Origin of the sequence: Nodosilinea sp. LEGE 07088, assembly GCF_015207395.1 — a bacterium.
In the GTDB taxonomy this organism is placed as follows: domain Bacteria; phylum Cyanobacteriota; class Cyanobacteriia; order Phormidesmidales; family Phormidesmidaceae; genus Nodosilinea.
In genome coordinates this window covers 22,323-36,002 of record NZ_JADEWX010000004.1, presented here as the reverse complement: position 1 = coordinate 36,002, position 13,680 = coordinate 22,323, and the positions used below count along the sequence as shown (strand labels likewise).

11 protein-coding genes are annotated in these 13,680 nt (G+C 57.6%); 3 read left to right on the top strand and 8 right to left on the bottom strand.

Annotation, left to right across the window (positions count from 1 at the left end; all coding sequences use genetic code 11):
• Positions 1–43: 43 nt before the first annotated feature.
• Both IQ254_RS02190 and IQ254_RS02185 read right to left on the bottom strand, forming a co-directional pair.
• Entirely contained in the window at positions 44–1,063 is a 1,020-nt protein-coding gene (locus tag IQ254_RS02190; protein WP_193963909.1) for a glycosyltransferase family 2 protein, read from the bottom strand.
• Positions 1,048–1,845, bottom strand: a complete 798-nt coding sequence (locus tag IQ254_RS02185; RefSeq protein ID WP_193963908.1) for a glycosyltransferase — start codon at positions 1,843–1,845, stop codon at positions 1,048–1,050. The genes IQ254_RS02190 and IQ254_RS02185 overlap by 16 nt, the downstream gene beginning before the upstream one ends.
• 475 nt (positions 1,846–2,320) lie before the next feature.
• On the opposite strand from IQ254_RS02185, the gene IQ254_RS02180 reads away from it, so the two are divergent.
• Positions 2,321–4,549: a PhoX family phosphatase gene (locus tag IQ254_RS02180; protein WP_193963907.1), complete on the top strand. Its 2,229-nt coding sequence runs from the start codon at positions 2,321–2,323 to the stop codon at positions 4,547–4,549.
• An 80-nt stretch (positions 4,550–4,629) separates the two neighbouring features.
• Here IQ254_RS02180 and IQ254_RS02175 read toward each other — a convergent pair whose 3' ends face one another.
• Positions 4,630–4,887 carry a chlororespiratory reduction protein 7 gene (locus tag IQ254_RS02175; protein ID WP_193963906.1) on the bottom strand — a complete coding sequence of 86 codons (258 nt, stop codon included), beginning with the start codon at positions 4,885–4,887 and terminating at the stop codon, positions 4,630–4,632.
• Positions 4,888–5,200: 313 nt separating this feature from the next.
• On the opposite strand from IQ254_RS02175, the gene sir reads away from it, so the two are divergent.
• Positions 5,201–7,135, top strand: coding sequence for a sulfite reductase, ferredoxin dependent (sir, locus tag IQ254_RS02170; RefSeq protein WP_193963901.1), 1,935 nt, complete (start codon positions 5,201–5,203; stop codon positions 7,133–7,135).
• Positions 7,136–7,690: 555 nt separating this feature from the next.
• On the opposite strand, the gene IQ254_RS02165 is transcribed toward sir, so the two are convergent.
• The 4 genes from IQ254_RS02165 to IQ254_RS02150 all read right to left on the bottom strand — a co-directional run bounded on the left by IQ254_RS02165 (position 7,691) and on the right by IQ254_RS02150 (position 11,311).
• Positions 7,691–9,307, bottom strand: coding sequence for a cation:proton antiporter (locus tag IQ254_RS02165; RefSeq protein ID WP_193963894.1), 1,617 nt, complete (start codon positions 9,305–9,307; stop codon positions 7,691–7,693).
• Positions 9,308–9,394: 87 nt separating this feature from the next.
• Positions 9,395–10,099, bottom strand: a complete 705-nt coding sequence (mtnC, locus tag IQ254_RS02160) for an acireductone synthase (RefSeq protein WP_193963892.1) — start codon at positions 10,097–10,099, stop codon at positions 9,395–9,397.
• A complete protein-coding gene (locus IQ254_RS02155) occupies positions 10,086–10,637 on the bottom strand; it encodes an acireductone dioxygenase (RefSeq protein WP_193963890.1) in 552 nt (183 codons plus the stop codon). The genes mtnC and IQ254_RS02155 overlap by 14 nt, the downstream gene beginning before the upstream one ends.
• Before the next feature lie 44 nt (positions 10,638–10,681).
• Positions 10,682–11,311 (bottom strand): methylthioribulose 1-phosphate dehydratase, encoded by a 630-nt coding sequence (locus tag IQ254_RS02150; RefSeq protein ID WP_193963888.1) that lies wholly within the window; start codon positions 11,309–11,311, stop codon positions 10,682–10,684.
• Between the two features lie 195 nt (positions 11,312–11,506).
• Here IQ254_RS02150 and IQ254_RS02145 point away from each other — a divergent pair, with 195 nt between their 5' ends.
• Positions 11,507–12,433: a sulfotransferase gene (locus IQ254_RS02145; protein WP_193963886.1), complete on the top strand. Its 927-nt coding sequence runs from the start codon at positions 11,507–11,509 to the stop codon at positions 12,431–12,433.
• A gap of 319 nt (positions 12,434–12,752) precedes the next feature.
• On the opposite strand, the gene IQ254_RS33410 is transcribed toward IQ254_RS02145, so the two are convergent.
• Positions 12,753–13,679: a lysylphosphatidylglycerol synthase domain-containing protein gene (locus IQ254_RS33410; protein ID WP_278000289.1), complete on the bottom strand. Its 927-nt coding sequence runs from the start codon at positions 13,677–13,679 to the stop codon at positions 12,753–12,755.
• Position 13,680: the final 1 nt, after the last annotated feature.

Below are 13,680 nucleotides of genomic sequence, written 5' to 3'. Positions count from 1 at the left end.
TCTATGGATGGGGCTCTATGGATGAGGCTCTATGGATGGGGCTCTATGGATGGGGACAATAGCGGGGTTCGCCGCGATGTTGCCAAAACCCATAGACCCACGAGCCCAGGGTCAGGAGGGGAACCACCTGATGAACCAGCCATGCCGGGGGCAGCTGAGCGAGCCTGATTTGTTGAGGCGGCACGTAGAGCAAAACGGGCACCAGCGACAATAGCGGACTGACGGCCAGTAGACCCAGGGGCAGCCACGGGGGGGTACCCATCGCGATATGTTTAACCAGGAGCACGAGGCCGGTGATCTGGAGCAGGCTGCACAGCAGCAGCAGCAGCAGCCTCAGGTGGGGAATGCGCAGGTGTACATCCACATCGACCCAGTAGCGGCGCGGAAAACGATAGGCGAGCAGCGCATCGTACTGGTAGCGGAGAGCCAGACGAATGGGCTGCCACCAAACTGCCGGTAGGGGGGGGTGGTAGAGCAGGAGGTTAGGGCTGTGGGCAATAGTTTCGCCATCGGCCAAGAGCTGAAAGGCCAAGTCGCTGTCTTCTCGAAAGTAGAACCGTCGGCCATAGCCTTTGTAAAACCTGACTCTATCTCGCTTGAGGATTAAATTGGCGGTGAGATAGCGCCCTGGGGTGAGGGACTGGGTCTGGTGAGTAAATAGGGAGATGGTGTTGCGATCGCAGATTTCGACCACGCCCTCACACCCCACGGCATTGCCAGGGGCATCCACAAAGTCTAGGGCGGCCCGCAGCCAACCCGGGCTAAAGTATTCATCCGCATCCACCAGGGCCACCCAGGGTGCCTGGGCGTGGAGAGCCCCGGCTTCTCGGGCCTGCCCCGGCCCCAGCCCAGGGGTATTCACCAGCCTCAGAGGCATCTGTCCACGGGCCATCCACTGGTTGATAAGCGCGGGAGTCGCATCGGTTGAGCCATCGTTGACGACGATCAGCTCGCAACGGGTAACGTCACCCGCCATGGTTAGAAACGACGTGAATAACCGATCTAAAAAGGCATCGGCATTGTAGGCGGGCACAACAATAGATAACTCTATTGGTGTTTCCATTGTTTTATCTTAGCTACCAGCGAATTGAGCCTAAGTTTCATCATGGTATAGCGGGTACAAAACCGCAACAAACGGTTTAAATAATCCACAGCATACCGGCCCTTAAATAGGCCATTTCTGCGGAGTACCCAAAAGCACTCGTATAGGCAAAGCGGTTCACGAGATATGGAAATACCTTTTCCATCTACCTGCACCACTGGCGGGAAGTCTACCGAGTAAACACAACGGGTTGAAACCGAGATTTTATGCCAGCGGCAAAGCCAGTCATAGTCCATAGCCACCTGATACTCTGGGTTAAACGCCCCGACCTGGGCAAAACTGCTGCGCCGCACAACCATCGCCTGGTGGGAACCAGGCATACCCAACCCAATGCGATTGAGTCGAGGGCCATAAAAGCCCTGGGCCCGATAGCGATAGGGCCCCGTTAAGGCATCGTCAAAAATGGCATCGTACAGCAAAATATCGATGTCTGGATGCTGATCTAACCAATCGAGCGCATGGGAAATCAGCGCTGGTTCAAGTAAAATATCGCCCCCGTTGAGAAACATAACCCCCAGCCCTGTGGCCTGGGCCAAACCCAGATTAAAGGCAGCGGATATTCCCTGATCTAGCTGTTGTATAGAGGTGCAATTAAAGGGCTTGGCAATGTCTACAGAAATCCGAGAATGATCGCCACCCAATACCACAATTTGCTCGATGGAACCAATGTCTTGAGTAGAGGTGAGCGTATCACTTAAGCCGTTTGGATCATCTTTGCTGATGGTGATAATTGAGAGATGCATTACAAATCAGACCATGCCATTGAGGGCGTTGCCGCATGAAAAGTAGGGTTATAGATGGGGTAACGCCCTAGTACTCCACGGCGCAAGTTTAGATACTATTCCTTAGGGCTAGGGAGCAGGGGAGCTAGGGAGCCAAGCGATCTGGAACGGTGGACATATTTCAGCCTTCGAGTACTAGTACTGAAAGGCAGAAGGCAAAACGGGAATTCCAGGTCTCATAAGGGTTGCCACGTTAGTCAACAGCTGGTTATTTTCGCTTCAGATTGCTAGGTTCAAGGCCCCCCAAAATTTGCGGCCCATCCTGAGTCGGTGACTGCCCTGAGTATACGCCGGTCTGAAGCCGTGGGGGAGTGCGGCCTGAGCGATCGCGCCTTCATGCATCCTTAAATCAGCGCTAAACAATCGTTAAAGCTTTTTGGGCGGCAGCCCCGTACTATTTTATCGACAGTTAAAAATTCGTGAAACTGGCCCCGCTATGGCAAAGAAGCAAGATTTCCGCACGGCTATCAAGCGAGTCATCAATGGTGAGGATAGGTGCTACAACACCTCTAGCAACGACTCCTTTGACCACGTTTTAGCCCGCGCCCGCATGGGACGGCGAGGTTTTCTGAAGGGCAGTTCGTCTTTGGCCGCAGCGTCAATGCTGGGCATGGGGCTGGCGTTTTTGGCTGACTCTGCCAATCAAACCGGGCAAACCGCCCAAGCGGCTGGTCTTGGCCTGAGCTTTAGCCCCGTGGCCAAGAGCGTTGCCGATGCCCTAGTGGTACCCGAGGGCTACACTGCCCGAGTGCTGTTGGCTACGGGTGACCCGATCAGCAGCAGCGCTACCCCCTATAAGAATGACGGCACCGACAACGACTTTGACCTGCGGGCTGGCGACCACAACGACGCCATGCACTACTTTGGCCTCAACCAAGCCGGCACAGGTTGGGACCCCAGTGGCCGCGATCGCGCCCTCCTCTGCATCAATAACGAAGTCTGCGAAGACCTGGGCTTTGTTCACCCCAACGGCCCTACTAACTACGGCCCTGAGAGCACCGATGCTCGGCCTGCGATCGAAATCGACAAAGAAGTCGCCGCCCACGGGGTGACCATTGTTGAGGTGGTCAAGCAGGGTTCAACCTACGACCTCAACCTCAATTCGCCCTACAACCGCCGCATTACCGCCGCCACCCCCTGCCAGATCAGCGGCCCGGTTCGTGGCAGCGCCATGCTGGCTACTACCTATTCCCCCAGTGGCGAACAGACTCGCGGCACCCTCAACAACTGTGCCAACGGCCATACCCCCTGGGGCACCTACCTCACCTGCGAAGAAAACTGGGCCGGCTACTTCAACCGCCGCGAAGACGACGCGGTACGAACCGAGAAAGAAGCCACCGCCTTTAAGCGCTACGGCATTGGTAGCGAAACCTCAGGTCGCTATAACTGGTCGCGGGCCGAGGCGGCCCAAGATGCCGACTTCTACCAACGCTGGGATACCAGCAAAACAGGTAGCAGCCCCAGCGCTGACTACCGCAACGTGGCCAATACCTTTGGCTGGGTGGTTGAAATCGACCCCTTCAACCCCGAGGCCATGCCCCAAAAGCGCACCGCCATTGGCCGCTTTGCCCACGAGGGCTGTTGGCCTGCCCCAGCGGTGGCCGGGCAGCCCCTGGTGTTTTACTCCGGCGATGATTCGCGCAACGAGTACATTTATAAGTTTGTCTCAGCAGCCAAGTGGGCCCCTGAGGATGCTACCGGGGGTATGGCCGCTGGAGACAAATACCTGAATGCGGGGACGCTGTACGCCGCTAAATTTAACGACGATGGCACTGGCGATTGGCTACTCCTCAGCCTCAGCAACCCCGACATCGCCAACTACGCCGACTATGCCTTTGTCGACGAAGCCGACGTGCTGATTAACGCCCGCATTGCCGCCGATGCGGCAGGCGCCACCAAAATGGATCGCCCCGAGTGGGGCGGCGTCAACCCGGTGAATGGCGATGTCTACGTAACGCTAACCAATAGCGTTTCGAGCAGCAGTGGGCGCGGGGTCAAGACCTCTCTCAATGCCGCTAACCCCCGCTACTACGCCGACGCCAAGGGTGAAAAAGTCAGCCAGGGCAATGTCAATGGCCACATTATTCGCTGGCGCGAGGCCGACGGCAGCCACGGGGCCACAACCTTTAACTGGGATGTCTACCTGTTTGGCGCTAAAGCCAGTGCCGAGGCCGATGTCAACCTGTCGGGCCTCACCGATGAGAATGACTTCTCCAGCCCCGATGGCCTCTGGTTTAGCGACGCGGTACCCGGTTTGCTATGGCTACAGACCGATGACAGCTACTACACTGACACCACCAACTGCATGATGCTGGCGGCCCTGCCGGGAACCGTCGGCGATGGCGAGGCCAAGCTGGTGATGAACAAGGCCGTGCCCACCAACGCCGACGCCGACCAGCAGGTGAAGACCTATCTGGGTAAATCGGCTAGCCCCACGATATTACGTCGGTTTTTGGTGGGGCCAGTTGACTGTGAAATCACCGGTATCACCGAGTCGCCCGACGGCACGGTGATCTTTGTGAATATTCAGCACCCCGGTGAAAATAGCGGCTCGGCTAGCGATCCAACCCAGTTCACCAGCCACTGGCCCGATGGCGGCGATGCTCGTCCCCGTTCCGCTACGGTGGTGATTACCCGCGATGACGGCGGTAAAATCGCGGTTTAAGGAACGCTTGCTGAGAATGTAACCATGACAGAGAGCTCGGCGCTGGTCGGACTCCCTGTGACGTTAGGGGAGTCCCAGAACTATTTCTCTAGCCGCACCACATACCACTGCATGGTTTCACCAGGGCTGAGTTCCAGTTCGCAGGTGGTGTCGCGCAGGTGCTGGGCCTGGTCGGCGACGGTGGCAAAGCGCTGCAGGTCGCGGGGGAGGTCATGCTGGCGATCGCCCAGTAGGCCCGTCAGCCGCTCTAGCAGCTCCTCTGGGGTGAGAAACTCCTCTGCTATGCCGGGCATCAGCACAACAAACATATCCTCTTGGTACATGATGGCGTCGGCCATGGCAGCGCTCCTAGAAAACCTAGTTTGATCCTAAAGCGACAGGCCCTTTTGTGGCGGTCTCTGGTAATTTAATCGAGTCCTCCCACTCGATCCTATGCTCTAAGAGCAGCCACGCTGAGAACTGTGAACTTCCGTGGTTAATGCTAGCGGTTTTTTTGGATCCGGTGGTAGGATAAGTTGGGCATTCACCTAAATCCCGACCGAGTTACCGGTGATTATGGAGAATGCCGCTGTCTACGCCTTCAGGAAGCAGACCACTCACACGTTACTGCCGCCTGGAGCTTTTTGTTTAAACGGTTACTTGCCTGCCGCTATGGTTCAGACTCCGATCAAATCAACCCCTGCCGCCGCCCCTGGGTTCAAGCCCTCAAAGGTGGAGATCATTAAAGAAAATAGTCACTTTCTCCGCGAGCCAGTGGCCAGTGAGCTGCTGCAAGATACGACCCACTTTTCTGAACCGGCTATTCAAATTCTCAAATTTCACGGGTCTTATCAGCAAGACAACCGGGATAACCGGGCCAAGGGCCAGGAGAAGGACTATCAGATGATGCTGCGCACCCGCAACCCCGGCGGGTACATTGCTCCGGAGCTCTATCTCACCCTCGATCGCCTCTCCGATGAGTACGGCAACGGCACCCTGCGCGCCACCACTCGCCAGGGCATTCAGCTGCACGGCATCCTCAAGCAAAACCTCAAGGCCACCATCGGGGCGATCGTGCGCAGCCTGGGCTCTACCCTAGGGGCCTGCGGCGACCTCAACCGCAACGTGATGTCTCCCCCGGCCCCCTACAAAAACCGGCCCGAGTATCAGCTGGCCCAGGAATACGCCAACAACATTGCCGACCTGCTGCGGCCTCAAACCGAGGCTTACTACGAGATCTGGCTGGATGGCGAAAAGTTTCTCTCGGCTGAGGAGCACCCCGACGTGGTGGCGGCCCGCCAGCGCAACGGCAATGGCACCGTTGTGCCCAACAGCCCGGAGCCGATCTACGGCACCCACTACATGCCGCGCAAGTTTAAGTGCGCGGTGACGGTGCCCGGCGACAACTCCATCGATGCCTACACCCACGATGTCACCCTGGTCGTCATTACCGATAAATCGGGGCAGCTAAAGGGGTTCAACGTGCTGGCTGGCGGTGGCCTAGGCCGCACCCACAATAAAGAAGAGACCTTTGCCCGCGTGGCCGACGAGATTGGCTATGTCGACAAGGCCGATGTCTACGACCTGATGAAGGCGATCGTGGCCACCCAGCGCGACTACGGCGATCGCCAGAATCGCCGCCACGCCCGCATGAAGTATCTGATCAACGACTGGGGGGTCGAGCGCTTTCGCCAGCAGGTTGAGACCTACCTGGGTAAGCCGTTGAAGGCGTTCAAAAAGCTGCCCAGGTGGACCTTTTACGACTACCTGGGCTGGCATGAGCAGGGCGACGGCAACCTGTTTGTGGGTGTCCCCGTCGAAAATGGCCGAGTGCTCAACCGCGACGGTCTACAGCTCAAAACCGCGCTGAAGGAAATCGTCGAGCGGTTCCATCTGCCCATGCTGGTGACCCCTAACCAGAGCGTGCTGTTCTATGAGGTCAAGCCCGCCGACAAAGCCGAGATTCAGGCCATTCTCACCCGCTGCGGCGTGGTCAAAGAAACTGACCTCGACCCGCTGGTGCGCTACGCCATGGCCTGCCCGGCCCTGCCCCTGTGCGGCCTGGCGGTGACCGAGAGCGAGCGGATTATGCCTACGGTGCTGGGTCGCCTGCGCGCGCTATTGACTAAGCTGGGTTTAGAAAATGAGCACTTTGTGGTGCGCATGACCGGCTGCCCCAACGGCTGCGCTCGCCCCTATATGGCCGAGCTGGGGTTTGTGGGCAGTGCCCCGGAGTCATACCAGGTGTGGCTGGGGGGCTCACCCCACCAGACCCGACTGGCCCGCCCCTATATGGAGCGCCTGCACGACAACGATCTCGAAACGACTCTGGAGCCGTTGTTTGTATTCTTCCGCGACGGGCGCAAGAAGGGCGAGAGTTTCGGCGACTTCTGCGATCGCGTTGGCTTTGAGGCCCTGCGGCAGTTTTCAGACACCTACCATCCCGACCAATACACCCCTCGCCATACGAAGGAAGGCCGCCACCGGCTGAGTGTTTCCCACGACCTGTTTATGACCCTCAAAGCTACCGCCGACAAAGAGGGGCGACCCATGGCTCAAGTCATGGCCGATGCCCTCGGGGTATACCTGCAACAGCCGGGTAGCTAGAGTCTGATGCAAAAAGGGGGATGGAGCATAAACGCTCCATCCCCCTTTTTTTCTTTTTTTAGGGTTAAACGCTAAAGGGGTCGGGGGCCTAGAGCATCGGTACAGTATGGCTAAAAACCCGGTTTCTTTGTCACTGCCCTAACGGCATGACTGGCATTCTGGCCGAGAAACCGGGTTTCTGTACCGGCGTTCTAGCTGACACCCGCCGATAGGCTTCTGATCCCTAAGTCAGTTAACCTACAGGATGGCTGCGATTGGGCAGCACCCACAGCAGCATTGGGCAAATTACCACGGTCATCACGCTGACAACAGCAATCACTTCGAGACCGGTCACAAGAGCAGGGTTCATCATCCATTCGCCTCCCAAGGTAAAGAAAAGAAAAGCGCGTTCCTTCGAGAGAGGGGGCTCTTCGACGGGGTTACATTAACGACCCAACGAGCACATTTAATGAACGCCATTATTTTTCTGTATTTACTACTACAGGTTAACTAATTTCTTTGATAAGTAACAACTTCAATATTGCTCCACAATGATTGCTCCCTGTCAGATGGTGTTTAGACATCGCCGACTACCAGCACCGGCAGCGGGCTGGTTTCTAGCACCGATCGCGACACCGAGCCCAGCAGCAGGTTCCCCAACGGGGTGCCGCTGTGCTTACCCACTACAATTTCGGTCACCTTGTGGGCCTGGGCCACCGCCACGATCGCCTCTGGCACCACCCCCGGCTGCACTACAATCTGGTGGCGAATATCGGCCAGCAGCGTCTTCGCCAGGGTTCGCAAGCTCTCGATCGCGTCAGCATCTTCCACCTGCACCACGTGCAGCACAATCACCTCGCCATCGCTACGGCGGGCTAGGTCTGCCGCCTTAGTGAGCACCCGTGCCGCCACCGCCGAGGTATCCACCGCCGCCAGCAGCACAATGTGCTGGGCCACCGTCACCTTAGTGGGGTCAACTTCCCCCCGCTCCAGCAGGCGGGGCGCAAAGGTGGGTATCGCCCAGGCCCCCAGGGGCGCGGTGACCAGAATGGAGAGGGCGGCGATCGCCAGGATCTCCTCTCCCCCGGCAATCCCCTGGGCCAGCGGGATCGCCCCGATCGCCGCCTGCACCGTGGCTTTAGCCGAGTTGCCCGGCAGCAAAAACAGCCGCTCCTTCCAGGTCCAGTTGCTGCCGAGGGTGGCGAGGTACCAGCCCAATCCGCGCCCGAGCAGAGTACCCAGGGCCAAAATCAGCAGCCCTACGGCGATCGTATTCCCCAGCACCGCCAGGGGAATGCTGGCCCCCAGCAGCACAAACAGCACAATCTGCGCTACCACCCACAGGCTGTCGAAGCCGCCCCGCAGCCGTCGAGCCAGGGGGGCGTTTAGCTCAATCAAAAAAAAGCCCGTCGCCATCACCGCCAAATAGCCCGAAAACACCGGCACGGCCTCCGCCAGTACCACCAGCAATAGGGCCAGACTGGCTGCCACCAAGGTATCCTGCCCCGCATTTTGAGTCCAGCTTTGGCGGGCCAGCAACATTACCAATAGTCTGGCTAGCAGCCAGCCCAGGACAATCCCTAAGCCAATTTGCAGCACGATTTGAAAGGGCAACAGCTGCCAGGGGGCGAGGGTCCAAGAGCCGAGGACAAGGCCCCCTGCTGCCCCCTGGCTCAAAAACGCTAGCAACAGGCTAAACACCAGCAGCAGCAGCACATCCGACAGGGCGCTGCCGGTCAAGATCGCGTCGGGGATGCCCTTGACCACCCCCCAGCCCAAACTCTTGAGCCGCAGCATGGCGGGCACAATCACCGCAGGCGACTCGGCCCCCACAATGCAGCCCAGCAGCAGCCCGGTGGCCGGGTCAAACCCCAGCAGCCCAATCGCCGCCAGAGCCACCACCACCGCTTCACAGGCAGCGGGCAAGAACCCCAGCCGCAGCGCTACACTCCCCTGCTGCGCCAGCTTGTCGCGATCGAGGCCGAGCCCCGCCTTCATCAAAATCACCATCACGGCGATGGTGCGCAGGCCATTGGCAGAGTCGATCACCCCAGGGCTGATTAAATTCTGCCCCTGGGGCCCCAGGGCAATGCCCGCTAGCACCATACCGACCAGGGCTGGAGCCTTGAGCCGCCCGGCGATCTGTCCGGCGGCGAAGCCTCCCAGCAAGATTAAAATAATGCTTTCTAACATGCCACCGCCGCTGCTGAATCGCCCAAACTATAGCGCGATCGCGGGTGTGCTCCGATATAGCTTTGGTTGGCGATCGCGTAACCCAGGCTAATCAAAGGTCAGGGGTAACTCGCTAAAGTCGCTGACGACACGACACTCTGAACCAAAATTAGCGGTGCCGGGGCGCTGCACCGCGACTACTTGCCAACCCGCCTGCTGTGCCGCTGCTAGCTCCCCCAGATGATCGGACAAAAACAACAGCCTCTCAGCGGCAATACCCAGACTGGCGGCAATCTTGTCGTAGGAGGTCGCCTCGACCTTCGGCCCGGTGGTGGTGTCGAAATAGCCGCCAAGGCAGGGGGTCAGATCGCCCACAATGGTATGGGCAAACAGCAGCTTCTGCGCCGCAATTGAACCAGATGAATAGATATAGAGGGGCACCCCGCGCCGATGCCACTCTTGAATGTAGGCGGCGGCGTCTTCGTACACATGGCTGTAGTAGGCTTTGTCGCGGTAGCCCTCCTCCCAGATCATTCCCTGCACGGCTTTGAGCGGGGTCACCTTTTGGTCGGCCTGGGCCCAGGCCAGCAGTTGGGCAATGCAGCCATCCTGGGATAGGTTTGGGTTGCCGACTTCGTTGCGTACCTGGGCCAAAACAGCCTGCCCCTCGGCGGCGGCAAACTCGGCCATAAACGCCTCCAGCCGCGCCTCGGCGTAGGGGAAAAGCGTATTTTTGACGAAGGCAATGTCAGTGGTGGTGCCCTCAATATCCAGCACGATCGCCTCCAGGGGCTGTCCGTCAAGCAAAAGCATGGTAGTCGGGAAATCCTTTGGCGATGGGGCTACCGGTGAAGTGGGCCACCCAGCCCTCCGGCTCGCAAAACAGGCGAATGGCGGCAAACTGCGGGGCCTCGCCCATGTCAAACCAGTGGGGGGTGTTGGCGGGCACGTCGATCAGATCGCCTGCGGTGCAAAGGGCGGCGTAGACCTTGTCGCCCAGGTGTAGATAAAATACCGCCTGCCCCTCGACAAAAAAGCGTACCTCGTCTTCTCTATGGATGTGCTCAGCGAGAAATTTTTGCCGTAGCTCGGTCTTTTGGGGGTGCTCGGGGTGCATGCGAATGACGTCGGCGGTGACGTAGCCCCCCTCCTGTTTGAGGCGGTCGATATCCTTGGCGTAGGTAGTGAGAATGGTGTCGGGGTCGGCATCCTGGGCCAGGGGAGCCGGGGTTTGCCACTGCTCGAAGTGAATCCCGGCCCTGGCCAGGACGGCTGCGATCGCATCGGCATCGCGGTACTCATCCAGCCAGGTGGTGCCATCCTGGTCGCTAAAAATTCGCAGTAGGGTCATAGAGCTATTTCCTCTGAGCAAAAAATCCTGGGGTTCGAGATCAACTAAACCGATGTCGGGCCGAGCAACGCCGCCTTGAGGGCACAGCTCACCAGCACCTCCAGGGCTTCGGTGGTGCGGCGGGCCTCGGCCACCGTCGTTCCCCAGCTGTAGAGCCCGTGCCCGGCGATGATATAGCCCACGGGCATTGAGAGGGCTGCCAGCCGGTCTAGCACCCCCTGGCTCAGGGCCACCATATCCTGGCTGTTGGCCACGAGGGGAATCTCAACCTCTCTATCATGGGTGGTAATGCCGGGGAATGCCTTCAGCAATTCATAGTTTGTTAACACCAGACTGGCTTGGCCCCGAGCCAGCAGCCAGCGCGAAAGACTGACGCCGTCGATCGAGTGGGTGTGCAGCACTGCCCCCAGGGCTGGGTAGGCCTGGTACAGGCTGGTGTGTAGCAAGGTCTCCGCCGACGATCGCTGGCCAGTCTGGAGCGGTTTACCTGCGGCATCGACCACCATAATGTCGTCGGGGGTGAGTTGGCCTTTGTCGCGTCCCGATGCCGTAATGGCGACGGTGCCATCGGCCAGACGAGCCGAGTAGTTGCCGCTGGTGGCCGGTGCCCAGCCCTGGGCGGCTAAAAAGCCCCCTGCCTCCACTAGAGATTGCGCGATCGCCTGAAACTCCATGCCGTTAAATTGGCCCTGCCCAATGCTTCAAAGTCAGCACTATAGCATTCCTACAGCCATCGCCAGATCGGGTAGAACAGTCTGCATAACCCGCTGGATCGCAATTGGCGTTTGTGGGGTCAGTTGCGCTCACTGGGTAAATTCTGGGGGTAAATTCAGGATCACCCAGGCTGTTTAATTTCTATGGTCTCAGCTATGATTCAGCCCAGTTTTTTTATCGTCGGTGCCCCCAAGTGCGGCACTACGGCCCTGTGCAAATACCTCAACCGCCATCCCGATATTTTTATCCCTGAGTTTAAAGAACTCCACTACTTCGACACCGATCTCAACACTAAAAAGCAGGCCAACTCCCTGCCCGACTACCTGGCGCTGTTTGAGGCCGGAGCCGAAAAAGTCTGCGGGGAAGGCAGCCCCACCTACCTCTACTCCAAAACCGCCGCGGAAGAAATATATGCCTTTAATCCCCAGGCCAAAATCATTATCATGCTGCGTGAGCCTGTAGCCATGATGTATGCCTTTCACTCCCAGCATCTCTACAATGGCTCCAGCGAAACCGTGCCCGATTTTGCCACGGCCCTAGCCCTAGAACCAGAACGCAAGCTCGGTCAGCATATTCCCCCTCGGTGCACTGAGCCCCAGATTTTGTTCTATAGAGAGTTCGCCAAATTCTCAGATCAAGTCGAACGATACCTCCAACGCTTTGGCCGCCATCAGGTCAAGATCGTTCTCTTTGACGATTTCAAGAGCCATACCGAAAAGGTGTTTCGAGAGACCCTTGAGTTCCTCAGCGTAGCTCCTGATTTTGAAACCGATTTGCAGCCCATCAATTCCAATAAAAAAGTCCGCAATACTCGTCTTCAGTCCCTCATAAAATATCCTCCCAACAGAATGCTTGAACTGGGAAAATATCTGCTGCCAATACCGCAAACCTGGCGGCGCACCATATTGGAAAACACCAAGTCATACCTTAAACAGATCAATACCCAAAAAGCGACCCGCTCACCGCTGGATGCCCCGCTTAAGGCTCAGCTGATAGAAGACTTTACTCCCGAGCTCCAGCGCCTTGAACTGCTCATCGACAGAGACTTAAGCCACTGGTATCGGCCCGATCAGACACCCTAGTTGACTGACAAAAGTTATCCGCCCCTCACCTCCAACCCCTCTCCCAGAGGGCGTTCGTGGAGCGTCTCCGAAGGAGAAGGGGAGCCAATCCACTTTTCCGGTTCCCTCTCCCCTCGGGAGAGAGCTAGGGTGAGGGCTTTCGAGGATTCTACCCCCCAACTGCACCGGCCAAAACCGGGGTAATTGAGCGGCTCAAGAGCGTTATTCGTAGCGAACGGGATGCTCGTCTTGACTACAACCCTTTCGGGGTAAGAATTGTAGAGTTTTATCTCCTGTTGAGAGACCAGTGCCCAGGTTCCAGTTCAGTTACCGTGTAGTACTAAGTATTCACTTTTGCGTTCTGGAGACGGCGCTGTTGCAACTCATAAAATGCCAGTAGCCCCACCCCTACCCCCAGCGGCAAAAAGTAATAGACCACCCGATACACCAGCAGTGCTCCCAATAGTTGATCCGAGGCCATGGGCGGTGAAATCAGCAAAATCAGCACCGTCTCAAACACGCCTAGCCCGCCAGGAACGTTGCTGATAATCCCCGCAATTTGGGCCAGTAGGTAGCTGCCAAAGAAGATGAAAAAGTTAAGGTCGGGGTGGGCGGGCAGTAAAATATAGAGCACTGCTGCCGCCAAGGCCCAGTCACAGGCAGCCACTACAATCTGGGCCAAGGATAGCTTAAGAGGCAGGTAGGGCAGCACCCAGCCTTTGATTTTGAAAGAACGGCGACTGATGCTGCTAAATACTAGGTAGGCAGCAAGAATGACCAGGAAAAGAATTCCTAGAGGATGCACTGTTTTAAAGGGCAAATGCAGGATGCCCGGAACCGAGAGCGGTTCTAGGGTAAACACCAATCCGCCCACCGCAAATAGACCCAGCCAAAAGCTAACATTGCAAAAAGCCATAATCTGGGCAATTTTGCCAGGGCTAAGCCCCCATGCGGTGTAAAGTCGGTAGCGAATGGCACCACCACTGAGTAAGGCAAAGCCGACGTTGTCGCTGATGGCATAGCTAATAACGGCCACTAGGGCGGTTCTACTATAAGGTAAAGGCTGCCTTACAAATCGAGTCGCTAGGGTATCGTAGCCAGTGAGAACGACATAGTTGACCACCATCAAGACAACTGACAACAGCAAGGCCTTAGTCGGAATTGCCCCAATGCCATTAAAAATGTCCTGGGGCTGATAGTTGCGGAGTTCACTCGAGATCGCCCAGATCGACAGGGCAAAGAGGCCCAGGCTAAGCACAATCGGCATT